Genomic DNA, 17,528 nt, shown 5'->3' with positions numbered 1-17,528 from the left:
GGAATTTGCTGTGTCAGGTGGATGGCTTGACTCACAGAGCCTGGAGGGTGGCAGCGTCCACGATACGATTGCGCCCACGGTGCTTGGCCTCGTACAACGCCTGGTCGGCAGTCAGCAGCAGTGCTTCCAGCGACTGGCGGTTGCGCTTGTGCCAGGTGCTCAGTCCAATACTCACGGTAATCGGTCGCTCATCGCCCGCCACCCGTGGCAGGTGTTCGACGCTGCTGCGGATGTGCTCGGCGATGACCCAGGCACCCTGAGTGTCGGTATGCGGCAGTACCACCGCAAACTCTTCCCCGCCATACCGCGCCGCCAGGTCGGCAGGTCGGCGGATGTTGCTGCCGATCACTTGGGCAACCGTGCGCAATGCTTCGTCGCCGCCTTGATGGCCGTGTCGATCGTTGAAGGCCTTGAAGTGGTCCACATCGATCATCAGCAACGTCAGCGGTTCGTTCGAGCGTTGTGCGCGGTCCCATTCCAGGCGCAGGCGTTCGTCCAGGATGCGGCGGTTGGCCAGGCCAGTCAGTGCGTCGGTGGCCGCCAGTTCTGACAGCACCCGTTCGGCACGAAAGCGGCGTCGCAGTTCGCGGCGTAACATCCAGGTGAGCCACAGCAGGCCGACGCAAAGGATCCCGGTGGCGCTGCTGGTCAACAGCGCGGCGCGTTTCCATGCAGCGAATACATCGTCACTGGACAGGGCCACCACCACGATCAGCGGCAGCTCGCCGACGTTGGTGAAGGTATACAGGCGTTCCTTGCCACTGATGGCGGAGATGGCCTGGAAGCTGCCACTGCCTTCACGCAATATGCGTTTGAAATTCGGCCGCTCGCTGAGGTCCTTGTCGATCATGTCGCGTTCGAGCAAGGGCTGCTGGGCCAATAGGACGCCGCGGTTGTTGAGCAGGTTGACGCTGCTGCTGTTACCGATCGTCAGGGTGCTGAACAACTGATCGAAATACGCCAGGCGCATGGTTGCGACTGCTACGCCGAGGAACTCGCCATTGGGCCCCGACACGCGCCGGCTGAAAGCAATGCGCCATACCTGTTCGCAGTCGCAATGGACCCTGAATGGCCGGCTGATAAACAAGCCTGTTTGCAGGTCCCTCACGTGAACCTTGAAATAGTCGCGGTTGGCGAAGTTGCGTGGTGTGGGATGCAGGGTCGAGGAGTCTGCGATCACAGTGCCGTCGGCGTCCAGCAGCAATACTTCGCCTTTGAACGGCGCAGCTGTGGATAAATCAAACTGCATCAAGTGCTGGATACTGGGCGCGACCTGGGCCAAGTCTTCACGCTGTTTGGCTGCGATCAGCCCTTTGAGCGCCAGGTCGTACAGCTCGACGTTGCGTAGCACATCGGCATTGATCAGTTGGGCGATGTTGGTGGTCGAGCGCTTGGCCGCCTGCAAGGTACTGGCGTGCTCGCGGATCAACAACGCCGCGACGATGATCACGATCAGGGCGACAGTGACGCCGCTGCCGAGCATCAGCAACAGCTCCGGATGTGCAGGCGAGAGACGGGCGGGGCGTTGGCTCATCGGGCAGACTTCAGCGGTGAGGATGCTGGCAGTTTAGTTCTACCCGATGGAGATTAGCTGCAGGTTGAAAAGAAATCTTTATTCGTCAGAACACGTTGATCGGATAGTCGACGATCACCCGGTACTCATCCACGTCCCTGTCCACCGCCGAATAGCCGTTGCTGCCACGGTTGGCCGCCCATTGCAGGCGCACCGCCAGGTCCTTGGCCTTGCCACCCTGAACCACGTATTTCACGTCGATGTCCCGCTCCCAGTGCTTGGCATCCTTGCCGTCGGCGCTGTACCAGGCGCTATAGCCACGGCTTTGCGGGTCGACTTTGCTCAGGTCGGTCTTGCCGCTGATATAGGACACGGCCGAGGTCAGGCCGGGCAAGCCCAGGCCGCCGAAGTTATAGGCGTACTTGAGTTTCCATGAGCGCTCGTTGGGGCCGTTGAAGTCCGAATATTGCTGGGAATTGTCCAGGTACACACTGTCGCCTTGGGCGATGTAGTCGAACGGCGTATTGCCGTTGACCCGCTGATAAGCGGCGGTAACGCTGTGATGGCCGGCGTTCACGGTGAAATGCAGGCTGTAGGTGTTGTTGTCGATATCCCCGAGCAGCGACTGGCCGGTGTCCTGGGTGTGGTAGTAGTGCAGGCCGGGGTTGAGACTGATCATCTCATTTACCGCGTAGGTGTAGTCCAGGTCGTAGTAGTACTGCTGCCACACGTCCTTGAGCTCGGAAGCATAAAGGTTGCTGGACAACCCGTCGATACCGCTGAACGACACGCCCGCCCAGTTCATGTGCTGGCTGCCCGCAGCGTTCGGCAGCGCGCCATAGCTGGTGCCGATACGGCGGTGGCCGCTCTGGTTGTAAAGCTTGGTGAAGCTGGCTTGGCCCCCTTCGAACATCCAGCCGTCGAGGCTGTGGTTGGTCAGGCTCACGCCGCGGAAGGTTTGCGGCAGCATGCGGGTCATGCCACCGGCGATCACCGGATTGTTGAGGAACAGGTCGCCGGCCTTCAGCTCGGTATCAAACGCGCGCATTTTCAGAGTGCCGCCGGCCGTGGAGAATGAACCGGGCGCCTTGCCGTTGCCGCCGCCGTACGGAAGGATGCTGGAGCCGTCAGTGCCGCCACCGCCGTCCAGTTTGAGGCCGAGCATGGCGTGAGCGTCCAGGCCGAAACCGACAGCGCCTTGGGTGTAGCCGGACTCGAAGGTACCGATGAAACCTTGGCCCCACTCCTTGCTGTCGTCGGTGTGGAGGTCGCGACGGTCGCGGTTCATGTAGTAGTTGCGGGCGTTGAGGTTGAGGTGGGAACCCTCGACGAAACCGTCGGTGGGGTTGGAACCTGCCGCGTGGGCAAGTGGGGCGATCGTTGCTGCAATCGCGAGGAATAACGGGGTGAACGTCAGCGAGTTCTTCACCGGTAAAGCTCCTTTGGTCAAACGCAAACGGCCAGTGTCGTGAGGTGTGCCTGGCCTTTTTAACGGCAAAAAAAAGCCGCTGAAGTCAGCGGCTTTAAGACAGATTCCCAGTGCAGAGCCCTGGAAATAAGTCGAGGGAAATTCGGGTAAGCGGAGACTGCCTTTGCCGTCGCGCTCATCGATGCGTCAATTTAACGCAGGCGAGCGGTACGACACAGAGTGTAACAAGATAATGACTGTTGCCCAAATCGCAACAGTGCTGGGGATGATTTACCAATGTGGGAGCTGGCTTGCCTGCGATGGCGTCATGTCAGCCGCCTTGTCAGTTGCTGAACCACCGCTATCGCAGGCAAGCCAGCTCCACAGGTTAAACCGAGTTGGCTACACGGGCAGGGTAATGCCGAAGGTGTTGCCGCCGTGCTCGCTGCGTACGAACACATCGCCGCCGTGCATCAGCGCAATCGCTTTGACGATGGCCAGGCCCAGCCCGTGATTGGCCCCGCTGTTGCTGCGTGACGCATCCACCCGATAAAAGCGTTCGAACAGCCGCGGCAGATGTTCGCTGGCAATTTCATCGCCGGGGTTGGTCACGCTGATCGCCACCTGATGTTCGTGGACCTCGATGTTCACAGCGATGATCTGCCCCGGCGCGGTGTGCTGCACCGCGTTGCTCAGCAGGTTGATCAGCGCGCGGCGCAGGTGGGCTTTTTCGATGTGCACCGTGGCATCGCCACGTACCTGGACCTCGACCTGGGCGTCTTCGAGAATAAAGTCCAGGTAGTCGAGGGTGGTTGCCACTTCGTCGGCCAGGGAGCTTTCGATCAGCTTGGTGGCCTTGCTGCCCTGGTCGGCACTGGCGAGAAACAGCATGTCGTTGATGATCGAACGCAGGCGCTCCAGCTCTTCAAGGTTGGATTGCAGCACCTCGAAATAATGCTCGGCCGAACGCCCACGGGTCAGCGCCACCTGGGTCTGGCCGATCAGGTTGGTCAGCGGTGAGCGCAGTTCGTGGGCCACATCGGCGTTGAACGACTCCAGGCGCGAGTAGGCCTGCTCGACGCGGTCCAGGGTGGCGTTGAACGAATTGACGAACCGGCTCAATTCCGGCGGCAGCGGTGTCAGTTGCAGGCGGCCGGAGAGCTTGGGCGGTGCGAGTTTCTGCGCCTCGTCCGAGAGTTTGCCCAAGGGTTTCAGGCCGATGCGCGCCACCCAGAAACCCAGCAGCGATGCCATCACGACTCCCACCAGCGCCAGGCTGATCAAAGCCACCAGCAGGTGGTGCTGGGTAGCACGGAAATTCTCGGTGTCGATGGCGATCATGAACCGCAGTGGCGGGCGCTGGTCCTTGGCCGGGAACTGGCTCACCAGCACCTTGAGCGGGTACGTACGCCCCAGCACGCGCAGGTCGCGCTTGCCGGTCGGCCCTTCGGCGAACGCGCGGATCTGCGCATCGGGGTTGCCGTATTCATAGTTCGGGTCGCTGCTCACCACCCAGAAGCGGATGCGCTTGTCTTCCTCGCCCAGCAGCCTGAGCTTGGCCTGTATCTTGACCCAATGCTCCGGCGTGCCGAAGCGGTTTACCGAGGATTCCAACACGCTGTAGCGCGCATCCAGTTCGGCGCCCGGCAACAAACCCAGGCTGCGGTCCACCTGCTGATACAGCGCGCCGCCGATCAACAGGAAGATGAGCGCCGCCACCAGCGTAAACATTCCGCTCAGGCGCAGGGCGATGGAGTTAGCCACCCGTCGCATGCTCCTGCAGGCGACTCTCCAGCACGTAGCCCATGCCGCGAATGGTGTGCAGCAGCTTGGTATCGAATGGCCCGTCGAGTTTGGCGCGCAACCGCTTGATCGCCACTTCAACCACGTTGGCGTCGCTGTCGAAATTGATGTCCCAGACCATTTCCGCAATCGCTGTCTTGGACAGGATCTCGCCCTGGCGCCGCGCCAATACGCTGAGCAGCGAGAACTCCTTGGCGGTCAGGTCCAGGCGCTGGCCATTGCGGCTGGCCTTGCGGCTGATCAGGTCGATCCACAGATCGGCGACGGTCACCTGCACCGGTTCATGCCCGCCGCTGCGGCGGGTAAGGGCTTGCAGGCGGGCCACCAGTTCCAGGAACGAGAAGGGTTTGCCCAGGTAATCATCGGCGCCTTCGCGCAGGCCGCGAATGCGGTCTTCCACTCGTTCGCGGGCGGTGAGCATGATCACCGGCGTCTGTTTGCGCGCACGCAGCGCACGCAATACGCCAAAGCCGTCGAGGCCGGGCAGCATCACGTCGAGCACGATCACCGCGTAATCGTTCTCCAGCGCCAGGTGCAAACCCTCGACGCCTTCGCGCGCGACGTCGACGGTGTAGCCTTGTTCCGTCAGGCCACGGTGCAGGTAGTCTGCGGTTTTTTCTTCGTCTTCAATAATCAGGACGCGCATGAGCCTTTGCTCCAGGTCGGGGCCTCAGCCTCAGTGTGTGGTCGCCAACGCTGGCATGGGTTTGGGCTTGTGGAAAAACTTCTCCAGGTACAAGTATATGACCGGTGTGGTGAACAGCGTCAGCGCCTGGCTCACCAGCAGCCCGCCGACCACTGAAATACCCAGCGGCTGGCGCAGTTCCGCACCGGCGCCGTAACCGAGCATCAATGGCAGCGCGCCGAGCAGCGCGGCCAGGGAGGTCATGATGATTGGCCGGAAGCGCGTGATGCAGGCTTCGAAGATTGCGTCGTGCGGTGACAGCCCGCGCGTGCGCTGGGCGTCCAGGGCGAAGTCGATGAGCAGGATACCGTTTTTCTTGACGATACCGATCAGCAGCACCAGGCCGATCAACGCCATGATCGAAAAATCCTGGCCCAGCAGCCACAGCATGACCAGCGCACCCAGGCCTGCCGAAGGCAGCGTCGAGATGATTGTCAGCGGGTGCACGAAGCTTTCATACAGCACGCCCAGGATGATGTAGACCGCCACCAGCGCCGCGAGGATCAGCCACGGCTGGCTGGCGAGCGAACTTTGAAACGCCTGCGCTGCGCCCTGGAAATTGCCGATGATCGAGGCCGGCATGCCAATCTCGTTTTTTGCCTGGTTGAGCAAAATCACCGCATCACCCAACGCAACACCGGGCGCCAGGTTGAACGACAGGTTGGCGGCCGGGAACATACCGTCGTGGCTGATGGACAGCGGCCCGACCGTGGGCGCGTCGACGCGGGCCAGCGCCGACAGCGGCACCATTTCGTTGGTCAGCGGCGAGCGCAGGTAGAAGTAATTCAGGCTCTCGGCCTTGCCGCGCTGCCGGGTGTCCAGTTCCAGCACCACCTGGTACTGGTTGATTTCGGTCTGGAACTCGTTGACCTGGCGTTGGCCGAAGGCGTCGTACAGCGCCTGGTCGACGTCGGTGGCGGTCAAGCCGAAACGCGCCGCCGCACGGCGATCGATAGAAATATGGGTAATGCTGCCGCCCAGTTGCAGGTCGTTGGAGATATCACGGAACGCCGGGATGGCGCGCAGCTTTTCGGTCAGGCGCTGGGTCCAGGTATTGAGCGTCGCGCCGTCGTTGCTTTTGAGCACGTACTGGTACTGGCTACGGCTGGGGCCGGAGCTGAGGTTGATGTCCTGGCCCGCGCGCAGGTACAGCACGATGCCCGGCACCTTGGCCAGCTTGGGCCGGATGCGGTCGATGAATTGGCTGGCGGAAACATCCCGGTCGCCCCGGGGTACGAGGGAAATCCAGAAGCGACCGTTGGCGATCGTCTGGTTGCTGCCGGTCACGCCGACGGAATGGGAGAATGCCCGCACGGCCGGGTCATCCTTCATGATTTGCGCCAGCGCCTTGTGCTTGGCGACCATGTCCGGGTAAGACACATCCGCCGCCGCCTCGCTGGTGCCGAGGATGAAACCGGTGTCCTGTACGGGAAAGAAACCCTTGGGGATGAACACATAGCCCGCCACGGCAAGCGCCAGGGTCAGCATGAAGATGCCGGCCATGGTGCGTTGGTGGGCCAGGGCGCGGCGCAAGGTCTTTTCGTAGGCTGCCAGCAGTCTTTCGCCAAAGCCGGGTTTATCATGGGGCCGGTGGCTTGGCGCGTTCATGAACAAGGCCGCCAGGGTCGGCGCCAGGGTCAGGGACACCACCACGGAAATCAGGATGGTCGAGGTGGCGGTCAAGGCAAACTCCTTGAACAGCCTGCCCACCACGCCCCCCATGAACAGCAGCGGAATGAACGCCGCCACCAGCGATACGCTGATGGACACCACGGTAAAGCCAATTTCGCTGGAGCCCTTGAGCGCCGCCTCGCGTTTGTCCAGGCCGGCCTCCAGATGGCGATGGATGTTCTCCACCACCACAATCGCATCGTCCACCACAAAGCCCACGGCCACTACGATTGCAACCAGGGTCAGGTTATTCAGGCTGAAGCCCATCACGTACATCAGGGCGAAACTCGCGATCAACGATACGCCCAGCACGCTCGACACAATGATGGTCGCCGACCATTGGCGCAGGAAAATCGCCATTACCCCGACCACCAGCAAGACGGCGATCAGCAGGGTCATTTCCACTTCGTGCAGCGAGGCGCGGATGGTGGTGGTGCGGTCCATCAGCACGCTGACCTGAACCGATGCCGGCAGCATGGCCTCCAGGCGGGGCAGTTCGGCCTGGATACGCTCCACGGTCTCGACAATGTTGGCGCCGGGTTGGCGGGTGATCACCAGGTTGACGCCGGGCGTGTCCACCGCCCAGGCCTGGACGTAGGCGTTTTCCGAGCCGTGGACGACCTTGGCCACGTCGCGCAGTTGCACCGGCGCACCGTCCTTGTAGGAGACGATCAGGTCGCCGTATTCATCCGGATGAAACAACTGGTCGTTGGTCGCCAGGGTCGACACGCTGTTCTTGCCATAGAGCGCGCCTTTGGCCAGGTTCAGGCTTGATTGCTGGATCGCCAGGCGGATGTCGGCCAGGGTCAGGCCGATGGCGGCAAGTTTGTCGGGCGACGCCTGCACGCGAATCGCCGGGCGTTGCTGGCCGGTGATGTTGATCTGGCCTACACCGTCGATCTGGCTGATCTGCCGGGCCAGCAGGGTTTCCACCAGATCGCTCAGTTCAGTGCCGGGCATGTCATGGGAACTGACGCTGACGATCAGCACCGGGCTGTCCGCCGGGTTCACCTTGCGCCAGGTCGGCAGGCTCGGCATATCGCCCGGCAGTTTGCCTGCGGCGGTGTTGATGGCCGCCTGCACCTCCTGCGCGGCGGTATCGATGCTTTTGTCGAGGGTGAATTGCAGGGTCAGCAGGGTGGAGCCCAGCGCACTGCTCGAGGTCATCTGCGTCATGCCGGGGATCGCGCTGAACTGCACCTCCAGCGGGGTCGCAATCGACGAAGCCATGGTGTCGGGGCTGGCGCCGGGCAACTGTGCGGTCACCTGGATGGTGGGAAACTCCGCCTCCGGCAGGGGGGCGATGGGTAATTTGGGGAAGGCGATCAACCCGAGCAGCACCAGGGCGAAAGTCAGCAACAGCGTGGCGACCGGGCGGTCGATGCACCAGGCGGAAATCGATCCCCGCGCTGTCGTCATGGCTGCACCCTGGCGTCAGCGGTCTGGATCGTTTGCGGCGGATCCTTGAGGATCTCTACCTGGGCGCCAGCCTTGAGCCGCGACTGGCCATCGCTGACCAGTACATCGCCCGCCTGGATGCCCTTGAGGATGTTGCGGTCGCTGTCCTGATACACCACCTGCACCGGAAGGATCTCTACCTTGTCACCGTTGACGCGGTACACGAAGTGCGAGTCGAGGCCGCGTTGCACGACGCCTGGCGGGACGGCCAGGGCGTTGCGGTCGAGAGCGGTCTGGATCTTGATCGTCACCAGTTGGCCTGGCCAGAGTGTCTGCGTGCTGTTGGGGAATTCGGCCTTGGCGCGGATGGTGCCGGTGGTACCGCTGATCTGGTTGTCGATCAGGCTCAGGCGTCCCTCGCCCAGCAGGTCGGAGTGCTCGCCTTCGGTATCGGCGCCCATGTAGGCGTCCACCCGGGCAGGCTCGGAGGCGGCGATCAAACCCTGCAACGTCGGGAGCATTTGCTGGGGCAGGGAGAACTCGATGGCAATCGGGTCGATCTGCGTGACCGAAAACAACCCCTGGGCATCGCTCATGCGCAGGAAGTTGCCTTCATCCACGCTGCGAATACCGACGCGGCCAGTGACGGGAGAGCGGATCTGCGTGTAGGACAGCTGCACCTGGGCCGCATCAATGGCGGCTTGATTCCCTTGCAGCGTAGCTTTGAGCTGGTTGACCAGCGCCTGTTGCTGGTCGTAGGTCTGCTTGGAAATGCCGTCATCGACGCTCAGTGCCTTGTAGCGCTTGAGGTTGACCTGGGCCACTTGCAGTTGCGCCTGGCTCTCGCCCAGTTGTGCCCTGGCCTGGTCGAGACTGGCGCGGATCGAGCGGTCGTCGATAGTCGCCAACAGGTCGCCGGCCTTGACCCGTTGCCCCTCCTTGACCAGCAATCGAGTGAGGATGCCGTCGATTTGCGGGCGGATCACTACGCTGTGCAGCGACAGCACCGAGCCGATCCCCGTCACGTAACGCGGCAAATCCTGCTCCACCACCGTCATCACCCGTACCGGAACGGCGGCGGAAGCGACCAGCCTGGTCTTGGCGGGGCGGGTCAGCGCCCAGGCGGCAGTCGCCAGAAGGGCAAGGACACCCACGGTCAATACCGTTTTTCTTTTAATGTGCATGCTGTAAGGCGCCCAGGCAGGGATTGGGGGAGAAGGGTGAGTATTTATAGCCTGCCGACCCGGTCAGTAAAGTGACTGCCATCTGACAGCCGTGTCAGTTAGCTCCTGACCATTCGTACGACGTTGGTCAAAGATCGCGGCTGCGCAGGTATACTTCCTACATATAGGGCCCATCACTGGGGTCCGCATCCTCGTCTGCATGCCCTGGAGCGTTCATGAAATCCCCGACACATTCCCCTGTCGAAGCGACCGATCTGGTCGATTCGGTCAACGCCGACGGCGTTGAGAAATCCGAGATCCCGGCGTTCAAGTTTCCTTTCAAACCGGGTGAACTGGCCGGGGCCAGGAATGACGCCCAGCCCTGGTACAAGAACGGCGCCAAGAACGGCCACACCAAGACCCCTGGCATGGCCCCGCCGGGCACGCGTCGCTCGATGGGCAAACGCTAGGAATAATCCGCAACAAACATTGCAGGATGCTACCTACAGCGCCCGCTGAAATTTCCGCTTGTAGGCCCGTGATCGTTTCTTGAAAGCTTGCACCGCTTGTGTCCTGCCCCGACGTTTCAACGGGGCTGGGCAGAAGGCGCTCTTTCCGGAAAAGGATGTTTCCTGTGGCCCTGATACACCTTTGTGTTGCGCTTGCCCTGTTGCTTGCGGTGGATGCCGTTGCCGGCGTTGATCAACCGCGAAGTGAGCTCCGGTTCGCCGTCGCCGCGCAGTTTCCTCCCTTCCAGAGCCGTAACCCGCAAGGGCAGTTGGTCGGTCTGAATATCGAGCTGGGCAATGCCTTGTGCCAGCAGCTGAATGTGCGCTGTACCTGGGTCGACCAGGTTGTGGTCGAAAACTTCGATGACCTTGACGCCCGCCAATTCGACGCCATCATGGGCATCGCCCCTACCTCCAGGCGCCGCCGCCGGGTGAGTTTCACCGATATCCTCTACCCCTTCACCACGCGCCTGGTCGCACGCCGCACCTCAGGCCTGATGCCGTTTCCAGCGTCCCTCAAGGGCAAGCGAGTCGGTGTCTTGCTGGGGAGCAATCGCGAGGCTTTTGCCCGGTCGCAATGGGCGCGCAAGGGTGTGATCATCAAGAGCTTCTGGCTCAACGACGAACTGGTCCGCAGCCTGGTGGCAGGTGATATCGATGCGACGCTGCAGGGCACTGTGGAAATTCGCGACGCCCTGCTCGATACCGCCGCAGGCGAGGATTTCGCCTTCCTGGGGCCCGCCGTGTCGGCCGAGCTGCTGGGCGACGGTGTGGCGATCGCGTTGCGCAATACCGACACAGCGTTGCGTACCGAACTCAATCGAGCCCTCGAGCAACTTAAGCACAATGGTGAATACCAGCGAATCATCGCGCCTTACCGCCTCAACACGCCCTAATCTGCATACATAACCCTGTAGTGAGCGGGCTTGCCCCGCGCTGGGCGGCGAAGCCGCCCCAAACCAGGCGACTCGGTTTTATCTGTAAATCGGCGGTGACTGCATTAGGGCGGCTTCGCCACCCAGCGCGGGGCAAGCCCGCTCACTACAGAGATTCGTCAGCTGTAGAAGGCTTACGCCGCCCGCAGGGAGATAAACGCATAATTGGCCGGCACCTCGGTTGCAATCTGCGCCCCGGCTTCCAGCACCTGCTCGGCGATGTCCATCCCCGATACATGAAACACCCACTCATTGGCCACGGACGGGCGCTCCGCCGCCCGTTCAAGCGCTTGGGCAAATGCGCCCATGTCCGGCAGGTAGGCGGTAAATCCATCACCTTTGAGCGCCGTGGTCCTGATGCCCAGCAGAGCGCATACCGCTTCCTTGGCCTGTACATCGTCGCGGTCGGCCTGGCGTGAGCGGCGGATCAGCTCGGCCAGTTCCGGGTCGATCAACTCGCCACCGACGATCAGCGCCGGCCCCTGTTCCCAGGACTCCGGCGGGCAATCCTTGGCGGCGGGGTTCAGCGGGATATGCGGGTTGATCTCCATCGGGTAGATGCGGCACACCAACGGGCGACGCGCATAGATGCGGCACAGGTTGTCTTCGTCAAGATTCCGGCAGCGTCCGGCGTTGTAGGCGGCAAAGGTGATCGCCACGAACGCCTCGGTGTTGCCACTGGGTACCACCACCGAACGGCGTTCGGCATGTTCACGTTGTTGTTGGGGCAAGCCCAGGCCATTGCCCAGAAACCCTTCGACCAGAACAATGACAGTGCCGCCGTCGGCCGCCCACAGGCGAGCCTCGGCAAGGGTCAAGGGCACATGATGGTCAGAGCAGCATTTGCCGCAACCGACGCAGGAGAAGTGAGTGTTCATGGCAGATCTGTCACCAGGCTAGGTCAGAGAGGCACGCAGGATCGGTGACGGGTTTTTACCTCTGTTCACCGTTTTGTCTGTCTGGAAGCAAGTTATACGCCAGTGCCGCTCAATCCTCGGGCACCGCATCGCGTAGGACAAATCTCATACCCGCGCTTTCATACAACCGCCGTGCACGCAGGTTGCTCTCCATGACCTTGAGGTCGACGTAGGGCTCGCCGCGCTGTTTGAAGATCTGGAAGCTGTGCAGCAACAGCGCGCGGCCCAATCCCTGGCCTTGGGCGCAAGGGTGAACGCTGAGGTTCTTGATGAACGCGCTGGTCCAGCACTGTGCCACGCCAAGAATGCCCTCGGCATTACTGGCCACCAGGCACAGCGTGGGATCGAACTCGGCATCGGTGATGAACTGACGCTGCCAGGTTGGCAGGTTGGGGACGCGGCCGCCACCCTGGTCCTGGGCCAGGCGCAACACCGCGTGAATCGCCGGGGCCAGGTCGTCGCGGTAATGGTCCAACTGGGTACCCACCGGCCATTGGGGGGCGGGCAGGCTGCCGGTGAGATCGCGGCGCAGCAGTTGGAAGTACGCTGTCACTTATTACTGTCCCTGCTGTGCCACGCTCTGCGCTGCCACTACCAGACACTTGGTCAGCTCGGGCGAGGAGAACTTGGTCAGCACCGCGTTGGCGCCGGCCAGGCGGGCTTTTTCGCTGTTCATTGCGCTGTCCAGGGAGGTGTGCAGCAACACATAGAGGTGCTGGAAGTCCGGGGTTTCGCGCAGGGTGCGGGTGAGGGCATAGCCGTCCATTTCCGACATCTCAATGTCCGACACCATCACGTTGATCTGTTCGGCCGTGCCTTGCAGCTCCAGCAGCACATCGATGGCTTCCTTGGCACTGCGCGCGGTGTGGCAGGTGAGGCCGAGGTTGCGCAGGGTGTGCACCGATTGCTGCAGGGCGACCTGGCTGTCGTCGACCACCAGGATGCGCGCATGGCCCAGCACTTCGGCCTCTTCCATGGTCAGATCGGTCGGCGCCACTTCAATCGGTGCCGGAGCGATGCCGTGGATGACTTTTTCGATGTCGAGCACCTGCACCAGACCGCCTTCGACCTGGGTGACCCCAGTGATGAACGCGCGGTTACCGCCGGAGCCATAGGGCGGTGGGCGAATGTCGGTGGTCAGGCAATGCACGATCTTGCTCACCGCCTGCACGTGCAGGCCCTGCTTGGAACGGCTCACATCGGTGACGATCAGGCAGCCGCCGTCCGGGTCCGCCAGAGGCATTTCGCCCAACGCGCGGCTCAGGTCGATCACCGCCAGCGAGTTACCGCGCAAGGTGGCGATGCCTTTGACGTGGGGGTGGGACTCCGGCAGCTTGGTCAGCGGCGGGCAGGGGATGATTTCGCTGACTTTCAGCAGGTTGATGGCCATCAGCTTGCCGCTGCGCAAGGTAAAGAGCAGAAGTGAAAGTGAGTCTGCGCGGGCTTTGGTGGTGGACATAAAAACCTTCTGTGGATCAAGGATGGTGATCTATAGAGGGTTATCGACTTGGGTGAGCCAGGCTTTAACCGGATTTTGTGTCGGGCAGAGCTTGTGTGGGCGCTGGCTTGCCTGCGATAGCATCACCCCGGTGCAACTGAAAGACCGAGGCGCCTGCATCGCAGGCAAGCCAGCTTCCACACAAGCCCGTCCCACAGGGATTTGGTTCAGCCCTTCCAGACCTGCGGGTTCACCAGGTCCTGCGGACGCTGACCCAGCAGGGCGCTGCGCAGGTTTTCCAGGGCGCGGTTGGCCATGGCTTCACGGGTTTCACCGGTGGCCGAGCCGATATGCGGCAAGGTCACGGCATTGCTCAGCTGGAACAACGGCGATTCGGCCAGCGGCTCCTGTTCATACACATCCAGCCCGGCACCACGGATGCGCTGGGTTTGCAGGGCTTCGATCAGCGCCGGCTCGTCGACCACCGGGCCACGGGAGATGTTGATCAGGATCGCGCTGGACTTCATCAGTCCCAGCTCGCGGGTGCTGATCAAATGACGGGTCTTTTCGCTCAATGGCACCACCAGGCACACGAAATCCGATTCGGCGAGCAACTGATCCAGGCTGCGGAACTGCGCGCCCAGTGCTTGTTCAAGCTCGGTCTTGCGGCTGTTGCCGCTGTACAGGATCGGCATGTTGAAACCCAGTCGCCCGCGCCGGGCGATCGCCGCGCCGATATTGCCCAGGCCGACGATGCCCAGCGTCTTGCCGTGCACATCGCAGCCAAACAACGGCGCGCCGACGCTGGCTTTCCACTGCCCGGCCTTGGTCCAGGCGTCCAGCTCGGCCACACGGCGCGCGCTGCTCATCAGCAAGGCGAAGGCCAGGTCGGCAGTGCTTTCGGTGAGAACGTCGGGCGTGTTGGTGAGCATGATCCCGCGCTCATTGAAGTAGGGCACGTCATAGTTGTCGTAGCCCACCGACACGCTGGACACCACCTCCAGCTTGTCAGCGCCTTGCAACTGCTCGCGGCCCAGCTTGCGCCCCACGCCGATCAAACCGTGGGCGTGGGGCAGGGCTTCATTGAATTGAGCGTTGATATCCCCCAGCTTGGGGTTGGGCGCGATCACCTCGAAATCCTGTTGCAGGCGTTCGATCATTGCCGGGCTGACGCGGCTGAAGGCGAGGACAGTCTTTTTCATGGCAGGCGGGCTCATCGACTACGGAAGAATGCCAAGCACGCTAACATTCCTGTGCACGGTTGTCAGGACACAGCAGCGCTGAAGTGGGCAGAGGATAAGTGTGGGAGCTGGCTTGCCTGCGATAACGGTCGGTCAGCACTACATAGGGCACTGACTCACCGCTATCGCAGGCAAGCCAGCTCCCACATTGAAATGATGTTGTGTGGGGAGGAATCAGTTCGCCAGGCGAGCGCCGCTCAGGCTGCCACTCAATTCATACGCCACCAACTCCGCCTGGTGCGCTGCCAGAATCTCCGGCAACGAACCGCGCAGGTATTCCACCCAGGTCTTGATCTTGGCATCCAGGTACTGGCGTGACGGGTAGATGGCGTACAGGTTCAACTCCTGGGAGCGGTAGTTGGGCATGACCCGCACCAGGGTACCGTTGCGCAGCCCCTCGATGGCCGCGTACACCGGCAGCAGGCCGATGCCCATGCCGCTGGTGATCGCGGTTTTCATCGCATCGGCCGAGTTCACCAGGAAGGGGGACGTGTTGATGGCCACGCTTTCCTGGCCTTCGGGGCCGTTGAAGGTCCACTTGTCCAACTGGATCACCGGGCTGACCAGGCGCAGGCAAGCGTGGTTGAGCAGGTCATGGGGGCGATGGGCACAGCCCTTGGCCTTGACGTAATCCGGCGAGGCACAGGCGATGCTGTAGGTAATGCCCAGGCGCTGGGACACGAAACCCGAGTCCGGCAGCTCGCTGGCCAGCACGATGGACACGTCATAGCCCTCATCGAGCAAGTCCGGCACACGGTTGGCCAGGGTCAGGTCGAAGGTCACGTCCGGGTGGGTGCGGCGGTAACGGGCGATGGCGTCGATGACGAAATGCTGGCCGATGCCGGTCATGGTGTGCACTTTCAGCTGCCCGGCGGGGCGCGCATGGGCGTCGCTGGCTTCGGCCTCGGCTTCCTCGACATAGGCCAGGATCTGCTCGCAGCGCAGCAAATAGCGCTTGCCGGCCTCGGTCAGGGCAATGCGCCGGGTGGTGCGGTTAAGCAAGCGGGTTTGCAGATGGGCCTCAAGGTTGGAGACCGCGCGCGACACATTGGCTGTGGTGGTATCCAGTTGCACCGCGGCCGCGGTGAAGCTGCCGGCTTCGGCCACGCAACTGAAGGCGCGCATGTTTTGCAAAGTGTCCATGGAGTGTTCTCAGGGGAGATAGCAAATTGTGACAGAAAGTTGCGCCGTCCAGTGATCCCTACCAACGGATTATCGCCTGAACGGTAACAAAGATTCACAGGAATGCCTGCTTATCGTTCCCCATGCCGCCCCCTAGAATTGCGCCACCTCTCCCCGCACCACCACCTCAGGAATTCGCAGCAGTGCCGCGTCGCATCAACAGAGAGTTGAAGGCTCTCAGTGTTTGGGCTTTATCGTTAGCAATCAGCGGCTGCATCGGAACCGGAGGAATCGCCCCCCATGGCCAGTCCCTCAACGCCAACAACCTGGCCACCGACGAAGCGATCCAGAGTGCCGCCAAGGATGCTCATTGGCCCGCCGCGCAATGGTGGCAGGCCTACGGCGACCCTCAACTCGACCGCTGGGTCGACCTCGCCACTCAAGGCAGCCCGAGCATGGCCATGGCTGCCGCACGCGTACGTGAAGCACGGGCGATGGCCGGGATTGCCGAGTCGGCCGAGTCGTTGCAGCTCAACAGCGACACCACCCTCAAGCGCCACAACTGGCCGAAGGATCAGTTCTACGGTCCCGGTGAATTGAGTGGCGCCAACACCTGGGACAACAATGCGTCCCTCGGCCTGAGCTATGCCCTCGACCTGTGGGGCCGCGAAAGCAATGCCTCCGAGCGTGCCGTCGACCTGGCGCATATGAGCGCCGCGCAAGCGCGCCAGGCCCAGCTCGAACTGCAAAATAACGTAGTGCGCGCCTATATCCAGCTGTCCTTGCATTACGCCAACCGCGATATCGTCGCGGCCACCCTGGCGCAACAGCAGCAGATGCTCGACCTGGCCAACAAACGCCTGAACGCCGGGATCGGCACGCACTTCGACGTCAGCCAGGCTGAAACCCCGCTGCCGGAAACCCATCGCCAACTGGACGCCCTGGACGAAGAAATCGCCTTGAGCCGTAACCAGCTGGCGGCGTTGGCGGGCAAAGGTCCGGGGGAGGGCGCGCAATTGCAACGCCCGACACTGTCATTGGCCGCACCGCTGACATTACCGTCAATCCTGCCCGCGCAATTGCTCGGCCAACGCCCGGATGTGGTCGCCAGCCGCTGGCAGGTTGCGGCCCAGGCGCGTGGCATCGATGTGGCCCACGCAGGCTTTTATCCAAACGTGGACCTGGTCGGCAGCCTCGGCTACGTGGCCACCGGCGGCGGCATGCTTGAGTTTTTGGCGGGCAAGAAATTCAACTACAACGTTGGCCCGGCGATCACCTTGCCGATCTTCGACGGCGGTCGCTTGCGTGCGCAACTGGGTGAAGCCAGCGCCGGTTATGACATCGCGGTGGCGCGCTATAACCAAACCCTGGTGAATGCGCTCAAAGGCATCAGCGATCAATTGATCCGTCGCGAATCGATGGATAAGCAATCCTCTTTCGCCGCGCAATCGGTCGCCTCGGCGCGCAAGACCTACGACATCGCAATGATCGCCTACCAGCGCGGCCTCACCGACTACCTCAATGTGCTAAACGCCCAGACCTTGTTGTTCCGCCAGCAGCAGATCGAGCAGCAAGTACAGGCCGCACGCCTGACCACCCACGCTGAACTGGTGACCGCTCTTGGCGGCGGCATCAAAGCCGGTGACGACGTACCGCCAGATACCAAGACCCTCCCGAGCAAGACCCCGACGGCGCTGGCCGTGTTTGATCACTGAGTAGGATCTG

General features: G+C 62.1%; 14 protein-coding genes. 3 read left to right on the top strand and 11 right to left on the bottom strand.

Features of this window, described 5'->3' with window-relative positions; genetic code table 11:
- Nucleotides 1-31: 31 nt before the first annotated feature.
- The 6 genes from KVG91_RS00715 to KVG91_RS00690 all read right to left on the bottom strand — a co-directional run bounded on the left by KVG91_RS00715 (nt 32) and on the right by KVG91_RS00690 (nt 9,662).
- On the bottom strand, nt 32-1,534 hold the full coding sequence (locus tag KVG91_RS00715; RefSeq protein WP_169378318.1) for a sensor domain-containing diguanylate cyclase: 1,503 nt from the start codon (nt 1,532-1,534) through the stop codon (nt 32-34).
- Nucleotides 1,535-1,619: 85 nt separating this feature from the next.
- Entirely contained in the window at nt 1,620-2,942 is a 1,323-nt protein-coding gene (locus KVG91_RS00710) for an OprD family porin (RefSeq protein ID WP_169378317.1), read from the bottom strand.
- 381 nt (nt 2,943-3,323) lie between these two features.
- Complete coding sequence (locus KVG91_RS00705; RefSeq protein WP_169378316.1) at nt 3,324-4,694, bottom strand: heavy metal sensor histidine kinase; 1,371 nt, start codon at nt 4,692-4,694, stop codon at nt 3,324-3,326.
- Nucleotides 4,678-5,370 (bottom strand): heavy metal response regulator transcription factor, encoded by a 693-nt coding sequence (locus KVG91_RS00700; RefSeq protein WP_217894856.1) that lies wholly within the window; start codon nt 5,368-5,370, stop codon nt 4,678-4,680. The genes KVG91_RS00705 and KVG91_RS00700 overlap by 17 nt, the downstream gene beginning before the upstream one ends.
- A gap of 30 nt (nt 5,371-5,400) precedes the next feature.
- A complete protein-coding gene (locus KVG91_RS00695) occupies nt 5,401-8,499 on the bottom strand; it encodes a multidrug efflux RND transporter permease subunit (protein WP_169378481.1) in 3,099 nt (1,032 codons plus the stop codon).
- On the bottom strand, nt 8,496-9,662 hold the full coding sequence (locus KVG91_RS00690; RefSeq protein WP_169378482.1) for an efflux RND transporter periplasmic adaptor subunit: 1,167 nt from the start codon (nt 9,660-9,662) through the stop codon (nt 8,496-8,498). Before KVG91_RS00690 ends, KVG91_RS00695 begins: the two co-directional genes overlap by 4 nt.
- Before the next feature lie 215 nt (nt 9,663-9,877).
- On the opposite strand from KVG91_RS00690, the gene KVG91_RS00685 reads away from it, so the two are divergent.
- Together KVG91_RS00685 and KVG91_RS00680 are read left to right on the top strand one after the other, a co-directional pair.
- Entirely contained in the window at nt 9,878-10,111 is a 234-nt protein-coding gene (locus tag KVG91_RS00685) for a hypothetical protein (protein WP_169378483.1), read from the top strand.
- Nucleotides 10,112-10,275: 164 nt separating this feature from the next.
- Nucleotides 10,276-11,046 (top strand): transporter substrate-binding domain-containing protein, encoded by a 771-nt coding sequence (locus KVG91_RS00680; RefSeq protein ID WP_169378484.1) that lies wholly within the window; start codon nt 10,276-10,278, stop codon nt 11,044-11,046.
- Between the two features lie 173 nt (nt 11,047-11,219).
- Here KVG91_RS00680 and KVG91_RS00675 read toward each other — a convergent pair whose 3' ends face one another.
- From KVG91_RS00675 to KVG91_RS00655, 5 genes are all read right to left on the bottom strand, one after another.
- Nucleotides 11,220-11,963 carry a YkgJ family cysteine cluster protein gene (locus KVG91_RS00675; RefSeq protein ID WP_169378485.1) on the bottom strand — a complete coding sequence of 248 codons (744 nt, stop codon included), beginning with the start codon at nt 11,961-11,963 and terminating at the stop codon, nt 11,220-11,222.
- Nucleotides 11,964-12,072: 109 nt separating this feature from the next.
- Nucleotides 12,073-12,555: a GNAT family N-acetyltransferase gene (locus tag KVG91_RS00670; protein WP_169378486.1), complete on the bottom strand. Its 483-nt coding sequence runs from the start codon at nt 12,553-12,555 to the stop codon at nt 12,073-12,075.
- 3 nt (nt 12,556-12,558) lie between these two features.
- Nucleotides 12,559-13,461 (bottom strand): chemotaxis protein CheV, encoded by a 903-nt coding sequence (locus tag KVG91_RS00665; RefSeq protein WP_169378487.1) that lies wholly within the window; start codon nt 13,459-13,461, stop codon nt 12,559-12,561.
- 206 nt (nt 13,462-13,667) lie between these two features.
- Nucleotides 13,668-14,642, bottom strand: coding sequence for a 2-hydroxyacid dehydrogenase (locus KVG91_RS00660; protein WP_169378488.1), 975 nt, complete (start codon nt 14,640-14,642; stop codon nt 13,668-13,670).
- Nucleotides 14,643-14,855: 213 nt separating this feature from the next.
- Complete coding sequence (locus KVG91_RS00655) at nt 14,856-15,824, bottom strand: LysR family transcriptional regulator (protein ID WP_012722315.1); 969 nt, start codon at nt 15,822-15,824, stop codon at nt 14,856-14,858.
- A gap of 182 nt (nt 15,825-16,006) precedes the next feature.
- Here KVG91_RS00655 and KVG91_RS00650 point away from each other — a divergent pair, with 182 nt between their 5' ends.
- Complete coding sequence (locus KVG91_RS00650) at nt 16,007-17,518, top strand: efflux transporter outer membrane subunit (protein WP_169378489.1); 1,512 nt, start codon at nt 16,007-16,009, stop codon at nt 17,516-17,518.
- Nucleotides 17,519-17,528: the final 10 nt, after the last annotated feature.

It is taken from the genome of Pseudomonas azadiae (genome assembly GCF_019145355.1).
GTDB lineage: Bacteria > Pseudomonadota > Gammaproteobacteria > Pseudomonadales > Pseudomonadaceae > Aquipseudomonas > Aquipseudomonas azadiae.
The sequence above is the reverse complement of the archived record's forward strand: the minus strand, read 5'-3'. Positions and strand labels throughout refer to the sequence as shown.